This window comes from Belnapia sp. F-4-1, from assembly GCF_000802185.1.
Classification (GTDB): Bacteria; Pseudomonadota; Alphaproteobacteria; order Acetobacterales; family Acetobacteraceae; genus Belnapia.
Genome location: NZ_KN676113.1, coordinates 4129839 through 4150180, shown reverse-complemented (window position 1 = coordinate 4150180; position 20342 = coordinate 4129839). Strand labels below are relative to the sequence as shown.

At 70.6% G+C, this 20342-nt stretch carries 17 protein-coding genes; 9 read left to right on the top strand and 8 right to left on the bottom strand.

Annotated features, from left to right (window positions below; all coding sequences use genetic code 11):
- Complete coding sequence (gene cydD / locus LH62_RS19560) at nucleotides 1-1671, bottom strand: thiol reductant ABC exporter subunit CydD (RefSeq protein ID WP_043363717.1); 1671 nt, start codon at nucleotides 1669-1671, stop codon at nucleotides 1-3.
- A 92-nt stretch (nucleotides 1672-1763) separates the two neighbouring features.
- On the opposite strand from cydD, the gene LH62_RS19555 reads away from it, so the two are divergent.
- Nucleotides 1764-2654 (top strand): polysaccharide deacetylase family protein, encoded by an 891-nt coding sequence (locus tag LH62_RS19555; RefSeq protein WP_043363715.1) that lies wholly within the window; start codon nucleotides 1764-1766, stop codon nucleotides 2652-2654.
- Between the two features lie 4 nt (nucleotides 2655-2658).
- Here the strand turns inward: LH62_RS19555 and LH62_RS19550 are convergent, their stop codons facing one another.
- From LH62_RS19550 to LH62_RS19530, 5 genes are all read right to left on the bottom strand, one after another.
- The gene (locus tag LH62_RS19550) at nucleotides 2659-3639 is read right to left on the bottom strand and encodes a TRAP transporter substrate-binding protein (protein WP_043363714.1); all 981 of its coding nucleotides are present in this window, start codon (nucleotides 3637-3639) and stop codon (nucleotides 2659-2661) included.
- Nucleotides 3640-3714: 75 nt separating this feature from the next.
- A complete protein-coding gene (locus LH62_RS19545) occupies nucleotides 3715-4776 on the bottom strand; it encodes a spore photoproduct lyase family protein (RefSeq protein WP_043363713.1) in 1062 nt (353 codons plus the stop codon).
- Nucleotides 4766-5821, bottom strand: coding sequence for a spore photoproduct lyase family protein (locus LH62_RS19540; RefSeq protein WP_043363712.1), 1056 nt, complete (start codon nucleotides 5819-5821; stop codon nucleotides 4766-4768). The genes LH62_RS19545 and LH62_RS19540 overlap by 11 nt, the downstream gene beginning before the upstream one ends.
- Before the next feature lie 32 nt (nucleotides 5822-5853).
- Complete coding sequence (locus LH62_RS19535) at nucleotides 5854-7212, bottom strand: formimidoylglutamate deiminase (RefSeq protein WP_043363711.1); 1359 nt, start codon at nucleotides 7210-7212, stop codon at nucleotides 5854-5856.
- A 17-nt stretch (nucleotides 7213-7229) separates the two neighbouring features.
- Nucleotides 7230-8132, bottom strand: coding sequence for a lipid kinase (locus tag LH62_RS19530; RefSeq protein ID WP_043363710.1), 903 nt, complete (start codon nucleotides 8130-8132; stop codon nucleotides 7230-7232).
- A 93-nt stretch (nucleotides 8133-8225) separates the two neighbouring features.
- Here LH62_RS19530 and LH62_RS19525 point away from each other — a divergent pair, with 93 nt between their 5' ends.
- The 6 genes from LH62_RS19525 to LH62_RS19500 all read left to right on the top strand — a co-directional run bounded on the left by LH62_RS19525 (nucleotide 8226) and on the right by LH62_RS19500 (nucleotide 14526).
- Nucleotides 8226-8924: a phosphatase PAP2 family protein gene (locus LH62_RS19525; protein ID WP_052215022.1), complete on the top strand. Its 699-nt coding sequence runs from the start codon at nucleotides 8226-8228 to the stop codon at nucleotides 8922-8924.
- 73 nt (nucleotides 8925-8997) lie between these two features.
- A complete protein-coding gene (hutU, locus tag LH62_RS19520; protein WP_043363709.1) occupies nucleotides 8998-10674 on the top strand; it encodes a urocanate hydratase in 1677 nt (558 codons plus the stop codon).
- An 18-nt stretch (nucleotides 10675-10692) separates the two neighbouring features.
- Entirely contained in the window at nucleotides 10693-12192 is a 1500-nt protein-coding gene (gene hutH / locus LH62_RS19515; protein ID WP_043363708.1) for a histidine ammonia-lyase, read from the top strand.
- The gene (gene hutI / locus LH62_RS19510) at nucleotides 12192-13376 is read left to right on the top strand and encodes an imidazolonepropionase (protein WP_043363707.1); all 1185 of its coding nucleotides are present in this window, start codon (nucleotides 12192-12194) and stop codon (nucleotides 13374-13376) included. Before hutH ends, hutI begins: the two co-directional genes overlap by 1 nt.
- A complete protein-coding gene (locus tag LH62_RS19505; protein WP_043363706.1) occupies nucleotides 13376-13792 on the top strand; it encodes a PaaI family thioesterase in 417 nt (138 codons plus the stop codon). Before hutI ends, LH62_RS19505 begins: the two co-directional genes overlap by 1 nt.
- A complete protein-coding gene (locus tag LH62_RS19500; protein WP_052214716.1) occupies nucleotides 13762-14526 on the top strand; it encodes a hypothetical protein in 765 nt (254 codons plus the stop codon). Before LH62_RS19505 ends, LH62_RS19500 begins: the two co-directional genes overlap by 31 nt.
- Here the strand turns inward: LH62_RS19500 and LH62_RS19495 are convergent.
- The gene (locus LH62_RS19495) at nucleotides 14523-16049 is read right to left on the bottom strand and encodes an FAD-dependent oxidoreductase (RefSeq protein ID WP_043363705.1); all 1527 of its coding nucleotides are present in this window, start codon (nucleotides 16047-16049) and stop codon (nucleotides 14523-14525) included. The two genes, LH62_RS19500 and LH62_RS19495, sit on opposite strands and share 4 nt — an antisense overlap.
- The gene (locus LH62_RS19490; RefSeq protein WP_236552581.1) at nucleotides 16046-17104 is read right to left on the bottom strand and encodes an isocitrate/isopropylmalate dehydrogenase family protein; all 1059 of its coding nucleotides are present in this window, start codon (nucleotides 17102-17104) and stop codon (nucleotides 16046-16048) included. The genes LH62_RS19495 and LH62_RS19490 overlap by 4 nt, the downstream gene beginning before the upstream one ends.
- A 223-nt stretch (nucleotides 17105-17327) precedes the next feature.
- Between LH62_RS19490 and LH62_RS19485 the strand changes: the two genes are divergently transcribed.
- A complete protein-coding gene (locus LH62_RS19485) occupies nucleotides 17328-18629 on the top strand; it encodes a site-specific integrase (RefSeq protein ID WP_043363702.1) in 1302 nt (433 codons plus the stop codon).
- A gap of 500 nt (nucleotides 18630-19129) precedes the next feature.
- A complete protein-coding gene (locus LH62_RS19480; RefSeq protein ID WP_043363701.1) occupies nucleotides 19130-20272 on the top strand; it encodes a hypothetical protein in 1143 nt (380 codons plus the stop codon).
- Nucleotides 20273-20342 lie beyond the last annotated feature (70 nt).

Here is a 20342-nt window from a genome sequence, read left to right as displayed (position 1 = left end):
TTACCCCTGGGCCAGCCGCGCGCTGCCCGCGGCCCGGCCGCCGGCGATCTCCAGCACCCGACCGAGCCGGGCGCGGGCGGCGGCGGAATGGCTGGCGATGATGGCGGTGCGGCCCATGCAGAGGCGTTGCAGGCTCTCGATCACCTCGGTCTCCGTGCCCGGGTCGAGATGGGCCGTCGGCTCGTCGAGCAGGACGAGGGGCGTGTCGCGCAGGAAGGCGCGGGCCAGCGCCACGCGCTGAGCCTGGCCGCCGGAGAGGCCCCATCCCCCCTCGCCCACCAGCGTGTCGAGCCCCTGCGGCAGCGCGGCCGCGAAGTCGAGCACGCGGGCGGCGGCGGCGGCGGTCTCGACCTGTTCGGGCGAGGCGTCGGGGCGGGCAAAGCGGATGTTGTCGCGGATCGAGGCGCGGAAAAGGTGCGGCTTCTGCCCGACATAGGAGGAGAGGCGGCGCAGCTCGGCCGGCTTCAGCGCCAGCGCATCCTGCCCGTTGATGGCGATGCGGCCGGCCTCAGGCCGGTTGAAGCCCATCAGCAGGCGGAGAACGGAGGACTTGCCGGCCCCGGACGGCCCGGCGAGCACCAGCGTCTCGCCGGCATTGACCCGGAAGGAGAGACCGTCGAGGGCGGCCGGGCGGGCCGGATCGTAGGTCAGGCGGACATCGGTGAAGGTGACGACGACGCGGGGCGGCATCTCCTCCAGCAGCAGGCCGCCCTCCTCCTCGGCCAGCAGCAGGGGGGCGAGAGCGGCGGCGGCGCCGGCGGCCGAGAGGCGCTCGTGATAGGCGGCGGCGAAGCTGCGGAGCGGGGCGAAGAAGGCGGGCACCAGCAGCAGGCAGAACAGGCCGGCGGCGGGGTTGCCGCCCTCCAGCGCGCCGTGGCGCCAGGCAATGCAGGCGAGCGCCAGGGCGGAAAGCAATTCCAGCGCGGTGCCGGAGAGGAAGGCGACGCGCAGCACCTTCATGGTCCGCTGCCGAAGCTCGTTCGCGGCCGTGCCGAGCGCCTCGGCCTCGGCCTCCTGGCGGTTGAAAAGGACGAGGGTCGGCAGGCCGCGCATGCGGTCTAGGAAGCGGCCGGAAAGGCGCTCCAGGGATTCGAACTGGCGGCGGCTGGCCTGGGCGGCGCCGATGCCCGTCACCGCCATCGCCACCGGGTAGAGCAGCCCGGCGATGGCCAGCAGCAACCCACTGCGCGGGTCGGCGGTGCTGGCGGCAGCGATGACCATCAGCGGCGAGAGCAGGGCCAGCATCGCGGCCGGCAGCCAGCGGCCGAAATAGCCATCCAGTGCTTCCACCCGGTCGACGGCGAGGGAGGCCGCCTCGCCGACGCCACGCGGGGCGGCGGGGCCTGCAGCCAGGAGCCGGGCGAAGGTCATGTCGCGAAGCCGGGTGCGGGCGGCCTCGCCGGCGGCAAGCTGGGCGCGTTCCTGGGCGAGGCCGAGGGCGGCGCCGAGCAGCGCCAGCGCCGCGGCGGCGGCGAGTTCCGGCCAGCCCGCGCCGGGGCTGCCGAGCAGGACGGCCAGCAGCCGCGCCGTCAGCCAAGTGGTGCCGAGGGCGCAGGCGGTAGCAGCCACGCCCAGCAGGACGGGCAGCAGGACACGGCCGCGCAGGGCCCGGGATTCGCGACGCAGTAGGGCGCGCGCTGCGTCCTGCCGGCCCGCCGAGGAGGAAGTCATGCCGCATATTAAGGGCCGGTTGGGGCTTCGTCACCTTGAACCACTGCAAGACGCCGGGCAGATGATGTCCATCCGTTGCGGGAGCCCCTGCCTTGTTGCCGAGCCATGGCCGCTTCGACTACGTCCCCTGGCCCGGACGGCCGCGCCAGGCCTGGCCGGGCGGGGCGAAGCTCGCGGTCTATCTCGGGATCAATCTCGAGCATTTCGCCTTCGGCGAGGGGCTGGGGGCGGAGCTGGCGCCCGGCGGGCCGCAGCCGGATGTGCTGAATCATGCCTGGCGGGATTACGGCAACCGGGTCGGCGCCTGGCGGCTGATCGAGCTGCTCGATGCGCTCGGCCTGCCGGCGACGGTGCTGCTCAACAGCGCGATGTATGACCACGCGCCGCAGCTCGTTGCCGCGCACCGGGCGCGGGGCGATGAGATCGCCGGGCATGGCCGCACCAATAGCGAGCGGCAATCCGTCCTGGACGAGGGGCAGGAGCGGGCGCTGATCGCGGAGAGCACGGCGGCGATCCTGGCGCAGGAGGGGGTCGCGCCGCGCGGCTGGCTCTCGCCCTGGATCGCCGAGAGCCGGGTGACGCCGGACCTGCTGGCCGAGGCTGGCTACCGCTACACGCTGAACTGGTGCATGGACGACCAGCCGGTCTGGATGCGGACGCGGTCCGGGCGGCTGCTTGCCATCCCCTACCCGCAGGAGGTGAACGACATCCCCTCCGTGGTGGCTCGGAAGGACGGCGCGGAGCAGTTCGCCGCGATGGTGCTGGCGGATTTCGAGGAGCGGCAGGAGCAGGTGGCGCGCGACGGCATCGCGCAGGTGATGGGGATTGCGCTGCACCCCTACATCATCGGCCAGCCCTACCGGCTCCGGGCGCTGCGGGGGGCGCTGGCGGCGATCGCGGCGCGGCGGGGCGAGGTGTGGATCACCACCGCCGGCGCCATCCACGACCATGTGGCGGCGCTGCCCGACGACAACACCGCCTGAGCCGCTACGGACGCAGCAGGGCGCGGTAGCGCTCCAGCATCGCCCGCCCGTCGGGACCGGCCTTGGCGAGCCATTCTTCCTCCTGCTTCGCGCCGATGGCGCGGAGGCCGGACATGAGGGTCTCGCTCGGCGCCGGGGCCTGCATGCCATGGGCCTGGAGGCGGGCCGTCATCTCGCGCTCGGAGGCCTGGGAGGCTTCCAGGCCGCGGGCTGCGGCGCGCTCGGCGGCGGCGGCGATGGCGGCCTGGGTCGCCGCGTCGAGCGAGCGGAGGGCGCGGGTATTCGCCACGACCACGTTGCGGGTCAGGGTGAAGCCGATGTTGTAGAAGTATTTCGAATAGTCCCAGGCGGCGCTGTCGACGCCGGTCTGCGCGCTCGTCACCATGGCGTTGACGATGCCGGTGGCGAAGGCCTGCGGGATGTCGGCCGCCTGGACCAGCACCGGCGTCGCGCCGAGTAGCTCCGCCATGCGGGCGATGATCGGCGTCTGGGCGCGGAAGCGGCTGCCGCGGAGGTCCTCCACGCTGCGCAACTCGGTGCGGCTGTAGAGGGCCTGGCTTGGCCAGGGGACCATGTAGAGGGCGGTGAGACCCTGGCGCTCCAGCCGGGCGCGGATGGCGGGCTCGATCGCCTGGCCGAGCGCCCTCCCCTCGGTCCAATTGCTGGCGAGGAAGGGGATGAAGTCGACCTCGTAGATCGGGTCCTCGTTGCCATAGGCGCCGAGGAGGAATTCGCCGAGCTGGATCTGGCCGGTCTGCACGCCGCGCTTGATCTGCGTCAGCGGCATCAGCGAGGCATTGCTGTGGAGCTGGACGGCGAGCTTGCCGGGCGCCGCGGCCTCGATATCGGCGAGGAAGGCGCGGACGGTCTGGGTGTGGAAATTGGCGTCCGGATAGGCGGTGGCCATGACCCAGCGAGTCTGCGCCAGCGCGGGCGCGGACATGGCGATGAGCGCGGCGAGGGCCGCGGTGACGAGGCGGTGCATGCCGCTCCTCCCTGGTTGCAGGTGTGCCGTGGAGCGGGCGTTCTTCCCGGCTGCGTTATGGCAGGGGGTGGCGGCTCAGGTCCAGTAAAGGCGGCGGGCCTGGGGCAGGTGGCGGGCGAGGCTCGCTTCGATCCCGCGCCGGAGGGCGGCCATCTGCTCGCGCGGGAAGACGTATTTGATGCCGCCGAATTTGGTGGTCTTCCGGCTGCGGCTAGCATCCTCCATCTCGAGGCGGCTGCCGGGATACCAGTCGCGTAGGATCTTGCGCGAGGACTCGGTGAAGCGGTGGGTGATGAGCTCGACGGTGAGGTCAGGGTCGGGGATGCCGTCGAGCGCCGCGGCGCAGTCCGCCAGGAGCCGGTCGTACTGCGCCTCCCAGCCGGGGATGGGGAGGATCGGTGCGATGGTGAGGCCGATGCGGTAGCCGGCCTCGGCCATCCGCCGCATCGCGCCGAGCCGGGCCGGCATGCGCGGCGCGCCGCCCTCGAAGCGCTCGGCGCCGGCGGCGTTCAGCGAGAAGCGGATGCGCGTGCGGCGGTTGTGCGGCAGGCCGAGCAGCGGCTCCACCGCATCGTATTTGGTGGTGAAGCGGAGCTGCACGGGCGCCTCCCATTCGCCGAAACGGCGGATGGCGGTGGCGAGCGCGCCGGTGATGTGCTCGAGCGCCAGCGGGTCGGTGTAGCAGGAGCATTCGAAGGTGGTGCCCTCCCCTACCCTCGCCGCATCGGTCGAGGTGACGCGGCCCTGGCCGAGCAGCGGGGGCAATTCCGCCAGGATCTCGGGCAGGTTGGCATAGGCGCGGATGATGGGCGGGCCGGCGAGCGAGCCGGCGAGGTAGCAGTACTGGCAATGCGCCGGGCAGCCGGCGGCGAGGTCGAAGCGGAAGTCGGCGCTCGGCGGGATGGGCTGGGGGCGGCGCTTGCTCGGCGGGGCGACGACCAAAGCGAGGGTCGTCTTGGCGTCGCGGTAGGTGTCGGGCAGGCCGGTGAGGCGGTCGGACTTCAGCCAGACCAGCTCGGCGCCGAGGGCGGCGGCGCGCTCGGCCATGGCGGCGCCTTCCGGCCAGGCGAGGGCGGCGGGCGTCGCCAGGACGCGCTTCGGCACCCAGAGGCGCGGTGGGGCGGCGTCAAAAGGCATAGCGCACCCGGCAATAGGGCATGTGCCGCGCGAGGAGCGCCTGGAAGCGGGCGAGCCAGCGGCCCTTCCAGCCGGTGCGGTAGCGGAGGTTCACCCCGCCCGCCTCGGAGCGCTTCTCCTCCTGGATGTCGGGGCGCCAGAGCATCTCCTCGGCCTTCGGGTGCCAGGCGAGGTTGACGTCGTGCAGCGCCTCGTTGTGGGTCAGCATGATGATCTCGGCGGCCAGTTGCTGCTTCACCGCAGCGGGCAGCACGGCGTCGAGTTCCGCGAAGAGCGCGGTCCATTCCGCCTCCCATCCCTCGTGCAGCACGACGGGAGAGAAGTTGAGATGAACTTCGTAGCCGGCGCGGTGCAGCTCGGGGACGAAGGCCATGCGCTCGGCGATGGAGGGGGCGCGGACATCGAGCAGCTTCGCCATGCCATGCGGCATCAGCGACATGCGGATGCGGGTGCGGCCCTGCGGGTCGTAGCCGAGCAGCGCTGGGGTGACGCCCTTGGTGGCGAAGCTGCCCTTGGCGTTGGGCAGGGTGCGGAAGAGGGCGACGAGGTCGCGGACATTGTCGGAGATGAGCGCATCGACCGAGAGATCGCCGTTCTCGCCGAGGTCGTAGACCCAGTCGCGCGGGTCGACCTGGTTCGGCTCCGGCTTCGGCCCCTGCTTGGCGGCGTGGCGGGCGGTGGCGGCCATGATCTGCTCGATATTGGCGAAGACGGTGATCGGGTTGGCGTGGCCCTTGCGGCGGGCGACGTAGCAATAGGCGCAGGCCATGGCGCAGCCATTGGAGCTGGAGGGCGCGATGAAGTCGGCGCTGCGGCCGTTGGGGCGGAAGGGAAGGCCCTTCTTCACGCCGAGGACGAGCACCTCGCGCTTGGGGCGGAGGTAGTCCTCCGGCTCGGCCTCGCGCAATTCGGGGATGCGCCAGTGGGAGGCGACCTCGATGCGCTCGGCATCGGGGAAGCGGGCGACGACCGCCTGGCCGCGCGGCAGGGCGGCCGCCGCGGGTTCGAGATAGATGCGGCGGATGTCGAGGAGCGGGGCGGCCATCCCCCATCAGATGGGGACGCGGGCCCGGAACGTCAGGTCAGGAGGCGGCGCATGACCTGCCCGTAAGTAGCGGCGATCGCCTCCGCCTCGACGTGCCGCCCGCCCTCCACCACCGGTCGGCCGCCCACGATGACGGTGCGGATCGGGTTGGCCTGGCCGGAGAAGACCCAGGCATCCAGCAGGCCGTCGCCTGCATGGCCGGCGAGCAGGGGGTGATCCGTATCGAGTTCCAGCAGGTCGCAGCGGCGGCCTGAGGCGATGGCGCCGACCGGGCGGCCGCAGGCGATGGCGCCGCCGGCCAGCACGCCGTCCAGCAGGAAGCGGCCGGGATGCGGCAGCGCCTCGCTCGCGGCGACCGCGCGGGATTGCAGCAGCAGGCGCTGGCCGGTTTCCAGCAGGCGGAGCTCGTCGCGGGCGGCGGTGCCGACATGGCTGTCGGTGCCGACGCCGAAGCGGCCGCCGGCGGCGAGCCAGGCGGGCAGTGGGAAGAAGCCGTCGCCGAGCGAGGCCTCGGTGGTCGGGCAGAGGCCGGCGACGGCGCCGGTCGCGGCGAGCGCCGCCGTCTCGGCGGGGTTCATGTGGGTCGCATGGATCAGGCACCAGCGGTCATCGACCGGCGCGTTGTCGAGCAGCCACTGCACCGGGCGGGCGCCGGTGGCGAGCAGGCATTCCGCCACCTCGCGCTGCTGCTCGGCGATGTGGATGTGCAGCGGGCCGGCCTCGGTTGCCACTGCCGCCAGCATCTCCGGCGTCACCGCGCGCAGGCTGTGCGGGGCGAGGCCGACCGCCGCCTGCGGGTCGCCCGCCACCGCCAGGCGGCACGCCTCGACAATCCGCAGATACGCATCGAGGTCGTTGAGAAAGCGCCGCTGCCCCGGCGCGGGCGGGCGGCCGAAGATGCCGCCATGCCGGTAGAGCACCGGCAGCAGGGTCAGCCCGATTCCAGTGCGGCGGGCGGCGGCGAGGTTGCGCAGCGCCATCTCGGCGGGCTCGGCATAGGGCGCCCCGTCCGGCTGGTGGTGCAGGTAGTGGAATTCGGCGAGGCTGGTGAAGCCGCCTTCCAGCAGCTCAACCTGGAGCTGGGCGGCGATCGCCTCCGCCTCCTCCGGGCCGAGGCGCTCGCCGAAGCGGTACATCACCTCGCGCCAGGACCAGAAGCTGTCCTGCCCTTCCGGGCTGCGCCGTTCCGTCGCCCCCGCCATGGCGCGCTGGAAACTGTGGGAGTGGAGGTTCGGCAGGCCGGGGATCAGCGCGCCGTGCAGGCGCCGCGCCGCGCCCGGCGCCGTGCCGGGGGTGACGGCGGTGATGGTGCCGGCGGCATCGGCGGCGATGAGGACATCCGCCGCCCATCCGTCGGGCAGCAGGGCGGCGGGGGCGTGGAAGTCGGGCATCGGGGCATCATGGCCCCTCACCCCGGCGGCGCGAAGACCCGCAGCGCCGCCCGGTGCAGGCGGAAGATGGCCGGCGTATGCGTCGTCAGCTCGCCATCCGTGTTGACGGGCCGAGGCTTCCGCGTCCGCAGCTCCAGCCCAGTGGTGCGGAAGGCGCGGACATCGTGCCAGCGGCCCTGGGTGCCGCTGCGCAGCCAGGGAATCAGCGCCACCAGCCGCCACCAGTGCGCGACCTCGAGGCTGTAGACGTCGAACAGGCCGTCATCCGGCCGCGCATCCTCGGCGATGGTCATTCCGCCACCATAGTGCCGGCCGTTGCCGACCGAGACCTGGATGGTCTTTACCCGCCGTACCTGGCCGTCATGGATCAGCGTCGCGGTGAAGGGCCGGGCGCGGCGCAGCAGGCGAAATGCGGCGATGCCATAGCCGAAGGTACCCCAGCGCTGCTTCGCCTCGGCCTTCAGCTCGCCCGCCAGTTCCGCGCTGAATCCGACGCTGGCGACGTTGAAGTAGCGGTGCCCGTTGACCTCGCCGAGATCGACCGGCCGCGGCTGCTCCGTGGCGATGACCTGCGCCGCCGCCTCCAGCTCGAGCGGGATGCCGAGGCTCCGCGCAAGGTCGTTCGCCGTGCCGAGGGGCAGGATGCCGAAGGGCAGCCCCGCCTTCAGCAGGCCGGGGATGGCGCCGTTCAGGGTGCCGTCGCCACCGCCGATGACGATGCGGTCGATGCCCCCCGCCTCCGTGCCGAAGCGGGCGAGGCCGGAGGTGACGGCCTCGGCGCAGCCCATGCTGGGCGGTGTCTCGAAGCGGGCGACGGAGAGGCCCGCCATCTCCAGCGCGTCATGCGCCGCCTCCACCGCTTCGGCGCCGCGGCGCGCCTGGCGGTTCACGATCAGCAGAGCACGGCCCTGGTCATGCATTATCGGAATGTCCCGGCTTCGACCTGTTGCGGCGATGCAACCGGCGAGGCGGCCGGAGGTTGCCTGCGGATCGATATCACGGAACGATGCCGCATGCCCGGTCCCGCCGAACCCCGCCCCTTGCCCCTGCGCCTTGGCCAAATGGTGCCGCTGCTGGCGCTTGCGGTTTGCGCTGGCGGGTTGTTCGGCTTCCTCGAGCTGATGGAGGTGCTGGAGGGCGAAGGTCGCCACATCGACGAGGCCGTGCTGCTGGCGCTACGCAACCCGGCCGACCCGGCAGACCCGCTCGGCCCGCCCTGGCTCGAGCTGACGATGCGGGACCTCACTGCTCTCGGCGGCATCCCGGTCCTCGGCCTGCTTTCACTGGTGGCGCTGGGGTGGCTGGTGCTGCGGCGGCGATGGCGCTCCGTCACGCTGATGCTGCTCGCCCTGCCCGGCGGGCTGCTGCTGAATACCCTGCTGAAGCACGGCTTCGACCGGCCGAGGCCGAGCCTCGTCGCGCACCTGGTCGAGGTGGAGACGAGCAGCTTCCCGAGCGGCCATGCCATGCTCTCGGCCGTCGGCTTCCTCACCCTGGGCGCCCTCCTGGCCGGAGGGGCCGAGCGGCGCCGGGAGCGCGGCTACATCCTCGCCGCCGCGGTGCTGCTGACGCTGGTGGTCGGCGGCAGCCGGGTCTATCTCGGCGTGCACTGGCCAAGCGACGTGCTGGCCGGCTGGTGCCTCGGCGCTGCCTGGGCGATGGGCTGCTGGCTGCTGTTGGACCTTGCCCGGCGGTTCTTCCCCAACCGGTGAACACTGTTGCTGTGCCTCGGGCCATAGCGGCGGGATGGCTGACGCGGAGAGCCGATCGGCTTATCATCAGGCAATGACCGACCTGACGAACTCACGGCTGCGCAATTCTCCCGCGATCCGCGCGCCGCGCGGGCTCGACCGCTCCGCCCTGCACTGGACGACGGAAGCGCCGCTGCGGATGCTGATGAACAACCTCGATGCCGAGGTCGCGGAGCGGCCGGGCGAGCTCGTCGTCTATGGCGGCATCGGCCGCGCCGCGCGCGACTGGGCCAGCTACGAGCGCATCGTCGAGGTCCTGCGCCGCCTGCGCGAGGACCAGACGCTGCTGGTGCAGTCCGGCAAGCCGGTCGGCGTCTTCGAGACCCATGCGGATGCGCCGCGCGTGCTGATCGCCAACAGCAACCTGGTGCCGCGCTGGGCAAGCTGGGAGCATTTCTCCGAACTCGACCGCAAGGGGCTCATGATGTACGGCCAGATGACGGCCGGCTCCTGGATCTATATCGGCAGCCAGGGGATCGTGCAGGGCACCTACGAGACCTTCGCCGAGGCCGGGCGGCAGCATTTCGGCGGCGACCTCGCGGGCCGCTGGATCCTGACCGGCGGCCTCGGCGGCATGGGGGGCGCGCAGCCGCTGGCGGGCGTCTTCGCCGGGGCCTGCGTGCTTGCGGTCGAATGCCAGCCTTCCTCCATCGAGAAGCGGCTGGAGACCAAATACCTCGACCACAGGGCGGACAACCTCGATGAGGCGCTGGCCATGATCCGCGCCGCCTGCGCCGAGCGCCGCGCGATCAGCGTCGGGCTGCTCGGCAACGCGGCGGAGGTCTTCCCGGAGCTGGTCCGCCGCGGCGTCGTGCCGGACATCGTCACCGACCAGACCTCGGCGCATGACCCGGCCAATGGCTACCTGCCGGCGGGCTGGACGCTCGCCGAATGGGCGGCGAAGCGGGAGAGCGACCCGGCCGCCGTCGCCGCCGCCGCGCGGCGCAGCATGGTGGCCCATGTGCAGGCGATGCTGGATTTCCAGCGGATGGGCGCCAAGGTGCTCGATTACGGCAACAACATCCGGCAGATGGCGAAGGAGGAGGGGCTGGCGGACGCCTTCGGCTTCCCGGGCTTCGTGCCGGCCTATATCCGGCCGCTCTTCTGCCGCGGCATCGGTCCCTTCCGCTGGGCGGCGCTCTCCGGCGACCCGGAGGACATCTACAGGACGGACGCCAAGGTGCGGGAGCTGATCCCGGATGACCCGCACCTGCATCGCTGGCTCGACATGGCGCGCGCGCGGATCAGCTTCCAGGGCCTGCCGGCGCGGATCTGCTGGGTCGGGCTCGGCCAGCGGGACCGGCTCGGCCTCGCCTTCAACAAGATGGTGGCGCGCGGCGAGATCGGGCCGGTCGTCATCGGACGGGACCACCTGGATTCTGGCAGCGTTGCCTCGCCCAACCGGGAGACGGAGGCGATGCGGGACGGCTCGGACGCCGTCTCCGATTGGCCGCTGCTGAATGCGCTGCTCAACACCGCCTCCGGCGCCACCTGGGTTTCGCTGCATCATGGCGGCGGCGTGGGGATGGGATTCAGCCAGCATGCGGGGATGGTCATCGTCTGCGACGGCACCGCGGATGCGGCACGGCGGCTGAAGCGCGTCCTGTGGAACGACCCCGCGACGGGGGTGATGCGCCATGCCGATGCGGGCTACGAGATCGCCATCGACTGCGCGCGGGAGCATGGGCTCGATCTGCCGGGCCTTGGCTGATCCGCCGAAGGAGGGGCGATGACGGTCATTCCGGGCAAGGCCAGGCTCGGCCAGTGGCGGGCCGTGATGCAGGGCGAGGCGTTGGAGCTTGCCCCCGGCTGGCAGGCGGTGGCGCAGGCGAGCGTCACCGCGCTCGAGGCCCGGCTGGCGACCGGCGAGGCGCTCTACGGCGTCAATACCGGCTTCGGCAAGCTGGCCGGCACGCGGATTGGCCCGGCGCAGCTTGCCCAGTTGCAGCTGAACCTGCTCCGCAGCCATGCCGCCGGCACCGGGCCGCTGCTGCCGGCGCCGGTGGTGCGGCTGGTGCTCGGGCTGAAGGCGGCCTCGCTGGCGCGCGGCGCTTCCGCCATCCGGCCGGCGGTGATCGAGGCGCTGTTGGCCCTGCTCGCGGCCGACATCCTTCCCGCCATCCCGGCCCGCGGCTCGGTCGGCGCCTCGGGTGACCTGGCGCCACTCGCCCATATGGCACTGCTTCTCATCGGCGAGGGCGAGGCCTTCCAAGGCGACCGGGTCCTGCGGGGACCGGAGGCGCTGGCGGCGGCCGGACTCGCACCCTTCGCCCTCGGCCCGAAGGAGGGGCTGGCGCTGCTCAACGGCACGCAGGTGAGCACCGCGCTGGCGCTCGCCGGCCTCTTCGCCGCGGAGGACCTGCTGCGGACGGCGCTCGTCGCCGGCGCCATGTCGGTCGATGCGGCACGCGGCAGCGACACGCCCTTCGATGTACGCATCCATGCCCTGCGCGGCCAGCCGGGGCAGATCCGCGTGGCGGCGGCACTGCGCGAGCTGCTCGCCGGCAGCCAGATCCGCGAAAGCCACCGCGAGGGCGACCCGCGCGTGCAGGACCCCTATTCGCTGCGCTGCCAGCCCCAGGTCGCCGGCGCCTGTCTCGACCTGCTCGGCCAGGCGGCCCAGGTGCTGGAGCGGGAGGCGAATGCGGTCACCGACAATCCGCTGGTTGTCGGCGACGAAGTTCTGTCAGGCGGCAATTTCCATGCGGAGCCGGTGGCTTTCGCCGCCGACACCATGGCGCTGGCGCTCGCCGAACTCGGTGCGATCAGCGAGCGGCGCATCGCCCTGCTGACCGATCCGGTGCTCTCCGGCCTGCCGGCCTTCCTTGTCCGCGATGGCGGCGTCAACTCCGGCTTCATGATCGCGCATGTCACGGCCGCCGCGCTCACCGCGGAGAACCGCGCACTGGCCGTGCCGCGCAGCACCGACAGCATCCCGACCAGCGCCAACCAGGAGGACCATGTCAGCATGGCGACCGGCGCCGCGCTCCGGCTGCACGACATGGCGGACAACCTGGCCGGCATCCTCTCGATCGAGCTGCTGGCCGCGGCGCAGGGCCTCGAATTCCATCGTCCGCTGCAAAGCGCGCATTCCATCGAGGCGGCGCATGGGTTGGTGCGGGAGGCTGCCGCCGCCTGGGATGCGGACCGTGCCATGGCGCCCGACATTGCCGCCGTGAAGGCGCTGGTCGAACGCGGCCGCTTCGCCGCCCTGGTGGAGATCGCCTGATGTTCGACCGCGTCTGGCTGAACGCCCACCTGGCGACGATGCAGGGCGCGGAACTCGGCATCGTCGAGGACGGCGCCATTGCCGCGAAGGACGGCCGCATCGCCTGGGTCGGGCCGCGGGCCGCGCTGCCGGGCTGCGGGATCGAGACGACGGATTGCGGCGGCGCCTGGATCCTGCCCGGGCTGATCGACTGCCACACCCATCTCGTCTTCGGCGGCGACCGCGCCGACGAGTTCGAGCGGCGGCTGGCCGGCGAGGACTACCAGGCGATCCTCAGGGCGGGCGGCGGCATCCTCTCCACCGTCCGCGCGACGCGGGCGGCGAGCGAGGAGGCGCTGCTCGCCGCCGCCCTTCCCCGCGCCGAGGCGCTGATGGCCGAGGGCGTCACCACCATCGAGATCAAATCCGGCTATGGGCTGGAGCAGTCGGCGGAGCTGCGCCAGCTCCGCGCCGCCCGCCGCCTCGGCGAAAGCCTGCCTGTCGCGGTGCGGACGACGCTGCTCGCCGCGCATGCCGTGCCGCCGGAATTCACCGGCCGCCGCGCCGACTACGCGCGGCTGGTGGCGGAGGAGATGGTGCCTGCCGCGTGCGGCCTCGCGGATGCCGTCGACATCTTCCACGACCCGCTTGCCTTCGGCACGGAGGATGCGCGGCTGGTGATCGCCGCCGCGCGACGTGCCGGCCTGCCGGTCAAGCTGCACGGCGACCAGCATGGCGACATGGGCAGCGCCGCGCTCGGCGCCGCCTGCGGCGCGCTATCGGTCGATCACCTGGAACATGCGAATGGCGAGGGCCTTGCCGCAATGGGCCGCGCCGGCACCGTTGCCGTGCTGCTGCCGGGTGCGACGCTCTTCCTCCGCGAAACCCGCATCCCCGACATCGCCGCGATGCGGGCGGCAGGTGTCCGGATGGCGGTCAGCACCGACATGAACCCGGGCTCCTCCCCTGCCCTCTCCCTGCTGCTGATGCTGAACCTCGCCTGCACGCTCTATCGCCTCACCGTCACCGAGGCGCTGCGCGGCGCGACGGCCGAGGCGGCGGCGGCGCTGGGCCTCGCCGACCGCGGCCGCCTGGCGCCGGGGCTGCGCTGCGACCTCGCGCTCTATCGCATCGCCCGGCCGGCCGAGCTCTGCTACTGGATGGGCCGCAACCCCTGCATCGGCCGCGTGCTGGAAGGACGCTGATGGATCTCGCCACCATGCTCGCCGTGATCCGTCGCGGCGTGCCGCTCGCCGAGGACTGGGGCGTCGAATTGCTCGAGGCCGAAGGCGGCCGCGCCGTGCTGCGGCTGCCGGCCTCGGCGCGGCTGCTGCGGCCGGGCGACACGCTCTCCGGCCCGGCGCTGATGGGGCTTGCCGATGTGGCCATGTGGGCGGCACTGCTCTCGGTGAACGATGGGCGCGACAACAGCGTCACTTCCACCATGACGGTGAATTTCCTCCGCCCTGCCGGCAGCGGCCCGGTGCTGGCCGAGGCGCGGCTCGTCAAGCGCGGCAGGCGCATGGTGTTCGGCGAGATCATGATCCGTGCGGAAAACAGCGAGGAGGTTGCCGTGCATGTGACGACGACATGGGCGGTGATCGCGCCGGCCGCCCGATGAAGCGGCTTGCCCTCGCCCTCGCCGCGCTGTTGCTGGCCTCGCCCGCCGGCGCTGCCGGCTTCGACGAATTCCAGGTCTATGACGGGCGCATCGCCGAACCGGGCAAGCCCGACCTCAACATCCACCTGAATGCCGGCCGCCGCGGCCGGCTCGGCGATGGCGCGCCACGCAACGGGGTGCTGGCGACGGCCGAGCTCGGCTTCGCCACCGCGCCCTGGCACGAGGTGGCGCTGCTGCTGCCCGTCGCACGGGAATTCTCCGGCGACACCTTCGATGGCGGCTTCAAGCTGCGCAACAGCTTCATCAGCCCCGGCGCCGACACCAGGCCCTTCGCCTATGGCATGGATGTCGAGTTCGGCTACCAGTCGCTCCGCTTTGCCGAGGCCAATCTGGCGTTGACCCTGCGGCCCATCATCGACATGCGCAGCGGGCCCTGGCAGCTCATCCTCAACCCAGCCGTGGTCTTTCCGCTTGGTCAAGGTGGACCGGTCTTCGTGCCCTCGGTGCGCGGCGTGCGGCAGGTGGCGCCGATCGTCTGGCTTGGGCTCGAGCACTACATGGATTTCGGCCGCATCAGCCGTGGTGAGGGGCTGCCGCAGCAGTCGCACCAGCTCTTCGTCACGACGGACATCAAGATCAGCAACCGATTCGCCCTGCATTTCGGCCTCGGCCACGGGCTGACCCATGCCAGCGACCGCTGGCTCGGCAAGGTGATCCTCAGCGTGGATTTCTAGGCCATCTGTTCGAGTGCGGCCCAGGCGGAGAGCACCGCACCTTCCTGCCAGCCGGTGAACCAGGAAAGATAGTCTCCGGCGAAGTGGTAGGGGCCTTCCGGGCTTCGCAGCAGCGGGTAGAGGCTGCGGCGCTGCTCCGCGGTCCATTCCGTCCAGGCGCCGCGGGCGCGAGGCATGCGGCGCCAGGCGATGGACACCGGCTTCGAGACTTCGCGCGAGAGGCCGGGATGCAGCACCTCGCCATCGGCCGCGACGACGGCGGCGCGTTCGGCGGGGCTGCGGGCACCGAAGCGCTCGCCAATCTTGTCGTCCCAGATATAGGCGCCGATCAGGATGCCTCTCGCGGCATGGAAGCCGTGCGACGGGTACCAGAGCTGCGTCGCCTCACGCGGCAGCCAGGAGATGCCGCCATAGATGGCATGATCCTCCTCCCAGAAGCGGCGGCCGCACTGGAAGGCGAGCTTGGCAGCCGCAGCCTGATGCAGCGCGGCGAATCCTGCCTTCCGCTCCGCCGAAAGGTCGGAGTCGAGCTGCGCCAGGACCGGCGCCGGCAGGGCGAGGAGGATGCGCAGCGCCTCCTCCTCGCGCACCGCGCCATCGATGCCGCGCCAGGCGACGCGCGCGCCCGATTCCGTGCGGCGGAGGGAGAGCACCTCCGCCCCCGTCACCAGCGCATCGCCGACCGTCGCGGCAAGAGCGGCGGCGATGCGGTCCATGCCGCCGACCGGCTGCAGCATGGTCGCCGCGTAATCGACCCCTTCGGCGAAGGCAGCCCCTTCCCAGAGCGCCGGCTCCAGCAGCAGGCGCGGATCGAGCGGCGCCATGGCACGCGGCGGGCCGAGGCCGGCGCTAGGCGGCTCCACCCAGCCGGCACGCGACGTGCCGTGGTAGCGCATGTCCCGTCCGAGGGCGCCGAAGCGGCGCAGCATGGCCCGCAGCGCATCGAGATCGCCCTCGCCGAGCGGCGCCTCGGCGGTGCCGCGCTCCAGGCCCTTGGCGGCAAGTTCGGCGATCAGGCCGCGCAGGTCGGCCTGCACCCGCCGCATCGGCACCGGTCCGGTGGAGGCTTCGAGCAGCGCCGCCCGGTTCTCGTCGACCAACACCTCCAAAGGAACGCCAAGCGTTCGGCAGTAGCCCAGGATGCCGCGGTGGTGGTGCGGGATGCGCGCCGGCCCTGGATTGGCATAGAGATGCGGCGCAGCATCCCAGGCAACGCGCTGCGCCGGCCCGCCTTCCTCTTCGACCACATCGCCGGCGCGCAGCGTCATGCAGCGGCCGCCGGGCCGTGGGGCAGCCTCCAGCACCCGCACCCACCAGCCGGCCCGCTGCATCTCCAATGCCGCGACCAGCCCGGCGATGCCGGCGCCAACGACGACCACCCGCCGCCCGTCCCGCGGAAGGGCGGGCGGCGCGGCGGCGGCCGGCGCCGCCGGCAACCCGCCGAGCACGGCGATCACCGCGACTGCCGCCCGCGCCCCGCCAGCCGCCGCGGCACCCTCCAGCAGGGCGCGGCGGGAGATCACCGGACGAGCCGTTCCATCACCTCCCGCACCACCGCCGCCGTGCCGTCGCCGCCGCCGATATCGGCGGTGCGCAGTCCGGCGGCGAAGGCAGCATCGACCGCCCTCTCCAACTCGGCCCCAGCCTCCGCGAAGGCTTCGCCCGCGCCGCGGCTGGCGAGCCAGTCGAGCATCATCGCCGCCGAGAGCAGCATCGCCGTCGGGTTGGCGATGCCCTGCCCGGCGATGTCGGGCGCGGTGCCATGCGCTGGCTGGAATACCGCGTGTTCGTCGCCGATATCGGCCGAGGGGGAGAAGCCCATGCCGCCCACCAAACCTGCAGCGAGGTCGGAGAGGATGTCGCCGAACATGTTCTCGGTCGGCAGTACGTCGAAGGCCCAGGGGCGGCGCACCAGGTCGAGCGCCATGGCATCGACATAGTGGTGGCCACTCTCCACCTCGGGAAATTCCGCCGCGACGCCGTCGAAGACCGCGCGCATGAAGGCGAAGGCGCGGAAGACATTCGCCTTGTCCACCAGCGTCACAAATGGGCGCTTTCCGGACCGTTGTGCGCGCCTCTCCGCCAGCCGGAAGGCAAACCGGGCTAGCTTCTCTGTGGTTGAGCGGGTGATGCGCAGAGTCTCCTCCGCCATATCCGCCATCACGAGCCCTTTGCCCCTGGAATAGAACAAGCCCTCGGTGCTTTCGCGGATTAGGACGAAATCGATGTCCGCCGCACGGGGATCGGCCAGGGCTAAAGGAACACCAGGGATGGCCCGCACCGGGCGCACCCCGGCATACAGTTGGAGGCGGAACCGAAGGTCTAGCTGCGGTGCGATCTCCGTGCCGTCCGCTTGCCTGATGCCGGGCCAGCCCATTGCTCCCAATAGGATAGCGTCAGAGGCTTCAGCAGCGCGGAAACTGGCCTCCGGGAACGCCTCCCCGATGGCCTGATAGTGGAACGCGCCAGCCGGGACGATCTCGGTCGCTAGACCGATGCCGTGGCGGCGGGCCAGGGGCTCCAGAACTGCCAGGGTTGCCTCTGTGACCTCCGTGCCGATGCCGTCCCCCGGCAGCACCGCGATCCGAACCGAGTTGGATGCCATCACTCACCTCCCAGTTGATTCTGCCCCGGCTGGCATCCGGGTGTCTTGCCAGCGAACAGCTTGAATTAGGCCAGTTGATGCTCGCCATAAGGTAGATATAGGCCCGTGCCTGTATGAGATGTATGAGTTTTGACCCTGACTCATACATGTTATACATGGAGGACATCGCCCATGTCTGCACCCCAAGGAGCCCCGCATGGCCACCACCCGCCTTCGCACCGAAGCCCATAAACTGACCTGCCCCCCGGATAAGGCGCAGGTCTACCATACCGATCATGAGACACAGCACCTTCGGCTGAAGGTCGCGCGATCCGGTCGCCATGTGTGGGACTGGCGCGGGCCAGGGGGCACCACCAGCATCATCGGCATCTTCGATCCCACTGGGGTGACCGGCCTGACCTACCTCCAGGCTAAGGCCAGGGCCGATCAGTTCAATGCCGAGCTTGGCAAGGGCACGGCGGCACCGGCGGTGGTCGCCACCCCGGCCCCGGTGGAAACCATCAGCCAGATGGTGGAGCACTACATCAAGGGAAAGATCAAGGACGCCACCCGGAAGCGCCGGGAGCGGACCACCGAGGCGGGCATCAGGTCCATGATGAAGCCCCTCTTGCACGAATATGGGGACCTCCCGGTGGTGGACGCCAGCCGTCACATCCTGCTGGCCGTGGTCCGGAAATATAACCTCGCCGGGCGCGAGGCCGGGCGCAAGTTGGTCCATTGGTACCGGGCCGCCTGGAACTACTGCGACCGGGAGCGTGTCCTGCCGAAATTCGGCCGGGATGGGCTGCCCCTGGTGAATGCCGCCAGCCACCTCATAGAGGACACCCGCGACCTCCGGGTGAAGGACCGCAGCAGCTACGCCACAAACCTGTCCGACGCGGAGATCGTGGCCCTGCTGAAGGGCATTCAGGCGGGCAAGGCGGCATGGGTGAAGGGCCGCCGGGCGCGGCCGGGCACCAACGACATCCCCATCCGCTGGCCGGGTGGTTACCTGATGCTCGAATTCTTGTTGCACACCGGGTGCAGAAAGATGGAGGCGCAAACGCTCCACATCACGGATATCAAGGACACCGTGGCTCAGGTTGACGAGCACAAGACGGACCGCGCCAGCGGCAAGCCCCGGTCCATCTACCTGTCTCCCCTGGCCCTTGATGTCCTCCGGCAGGCGGCTGAACTCCGCGCCACCCTTGGCTACACCGGGGCACTCGTGTTCCCAAGCCAGACCGGCACCGAGATCGCCAATTGCGCGGAGTATCTGGACACCGCCTGCCGGGCCGGGGGCCTGGAGCGGCGGCTGGTGCCTCACAGCCTCCGCAGCGTGTACATTAACTTCGCCGTCCGCCAGAAAATCCCCCTCACAGTGGTGTCGCGCAACGTAGGGCACACCGATATCCGGACCACGCAAAAGCACTATGAGGCGATAGAGGCTGGCATCCAGGCGGAGGCTGTGGGCACCATGGCCGGCCGGATCGAGGCGCTGCTTGGGCTGGCTGCCTAGTCCACCGGGTTCCTACTCCAGGGGGTGATGACGGGGGGCCGCAAGGCCCCCTAGCCATGTCTGGCCTACGGGGCCGGGGCCGCCGGGCCGGGCCGGGCGTGCAGCTCAACAACGGCCCGGCACTGGTCGCAGACGGGCCAACGCACGAAGCACCGGGATCTTGCAGATATATACTCAAAGGTTGATGAGCAAGTTTGTAGTTCTACCAAAGCCCTTGGACCAAGCCCGTCCATGCCGGGGCATGCTGTCTCAGATCGGTTGAGCGAGTTGAGAATCGTTACACCAAGTTGATAATCCATGCCGTGGCATATATCCCGAACCGGGTGGACCCCCAAACGCAAAAAGGCCCACCGCAGGGAGGCGGTGGGCCAGTTCACATTAAGATTTATTCAAGAGCCATCCCCTTTATAGCTCCACCCGGCTGAAATCGCAATATGAAAGATCACTGGACTGTGAACAGCGGCATCTTCTAAGTACCCGTTCCCAAGCAGGAGCAACAGATGGGCCGTTACTATTTAAGCACGATGGAGAAAACCTTCTCCTTCAAGGATGGGAAGGTTCAGCGTACTAAGCTCGACATGGCCACCGTCTCCGCGATTGAGACGTTCGACAGCTTCGGGGCCATGCAGGATTACATCTTGCGCGACCTCCGCTACCCCAAGCGCACCACCCATAAGTTCGAAACCTATGCGTGGGTGCCTGCTTGGTACAATTGGTCCGAACGCCTCCTTGTCACGCGGGACGGCCCGCGCATGGTCCGTGGCTGCTGGCGGAACGGGGACTCCGAGGCCGCTGCCCTGGCGCTGCATTACAGCGATATTGACAACGATTGCGCGGACCTGCCGATGGTGGACGAGGCCATCGTCCGGGAGCGCATCACCGGCCTGTTCGGGCCTGTGAGGGCGTTCACCTACACCTCGTGGTCCAGCACGGATGCGAAACGCAAGTTCCGTATCGTCTTCGATACCAGCCGGGAGGTGACGCGGGAGGAGATGGTCCGCTGTCACGTCACCCTGAACGAACTGGCCTTCGGGCGCCAGGGTGACGGCAGCATCTACAGCGCCGGAGACATGCTCTTCGCCCCGCCGCACCAGACGGAGACGAGCACATGGCAGGGTGCCGCCCTGGACGTGGATGCACTCTTGGCGCGGGAGGCCGAACTGCGGGCCGCCGATCCGGAGGGCATCGCGGCCAAGTACGATCCCAAGCCTAAGACCTCCCACCATGCCCCCCACCGTCCTCTGACGGAGGCGGAGCAGGCCGCCATGCGCCAGCGCCTCGCGGATCAGCGGACGCGGACGGAGTTCCGTGGGATCGATGATCCGGCGGTGTTCAATCCGGACTGGCGGGACGAATACCCAAACACCTCCGTCCAGGGGAGCCACTACCAGACGATGTTAAGCTTGCTTGGCCGCGTCTGGCGCAAGTCCGGCGGCACCCTCTCCCACGGGGAGATGGCGCAGGTGTTTGACGAGATCGATGGCCTGGACGGCTGGTACATGCGGTCCAATCCCAACCATGGCCCGGACAAGCAGCGGGACATGCTGGCCTTCGTCATGAGCCAGCCGGTTATTGATGACAAGCCGAAACTGTCAACAGCGGCGCTGCTCCGGATCGCCAAGAAGGGCTTGGGAAAGCGGTAACAGATTGTCGAGGAGCCGTTCACTTTTCTGTTGAACGGCTCCGCGATCCGGGGGATAAATCGCCCCGCCG

Bases quoted from the DNA above. Each gene is read 5' to 3' on its own strand.
- cydD (WP_043363717.1), bottom strand. From the start codon at position 1,671: ATGACTTCCTCCTCGGCGGGCCGGCAGGACGCAGCGCGCGCCCTACTG.
- LH62_RS19550 (WP_043363714.1), bottom strand. From the start codon at position 3,639: ATGCACCGCCTCGTCACCGCGGCCCTCGCCGCGCTCATCGCCATGTCC.
- LH62_RS19545 (WP_043363713.1), bottom strand. From the start codon at position 4,776: ATGCCTTTTGACGCCGCCCCACCGCGCCTCTGGGTGCCGAAGCGCGTC.
- LH62_RS19540 (WP_043363712.1), bottom strand. From the start codon at position 5,821: ATGGCCGCCCCGCTCCTCGACATCCGCCGCATCTATCTCGAACCCGCG.
- LH62_RS19535 (WP_043363711.1), bottom strand. From the start codon at position 7,212: ATGCCCGACTTCCACGCCCCCGCCGCCCTGCTGCCCGACGGATGGGCG.
- LH62_RS19530 (WP_043363710.1), bottom strand. From the start codon at position 8,132: ATGCATGACCAGGGCCGTGCTCTGCTGATCGTGAACCGCCAGGCGCGC.
- LH62_RS19525 (WP_052215022.1), top strand. From the start codon at position 8,226: ATGCCCGGTCCCGCCGAACCCCGCCCCTTGCCCCTGCGCCTTGGCCAA.
- hutU (WP_043363709.1), top strand. From the start codon at position 8,998: ATGACCGACCTGACGAACTCACGGCTGCGCAATTCTCCCGCGATCCGC.
- hutH (WP_043363708.1), top strand. From the start codon at position 10,693: ATGACGGTCATTCCGGGCAAGGCCAGGCTCGGCCAGTGGCGGGCCGTG.
- hutI (WP_043363707.1), top strand. From the start codon at position 12,192: ATGTTCGACCGCGTCTGGCTGAACGCCCACCTGGCGACGATGCAGGGC.
- LH62_RS19505 (WP_043363706.1), top strand. From the start codon at position 13,376: ATGGATCTCGCCACCATGCTCGCCGTGATCCGTCGCGGCGTGCCGCTC.
- LH62_RS19500 (WP_052214716.1), top strand. From the start codon at position 13,762: ATGGGCGGTGATCGCGCCGGCCGCCCGATGAAGCGGCTTGCCCTCGCC.
- LH62_RS19485 (WP_043363702.1), top strand. From the start codon at position 17,328: ATGGCCACCACCCGCCTTCGCACCGAAGCCCATAAACTGACCTGCCCC.
- LH62_RS19480 (WP_043363701.1), top strand. From the start codon at position 19,130: ATGGGCCGTTACTATTTAAGCACGATGGAGAAAACCTTCTCCTTCAAG.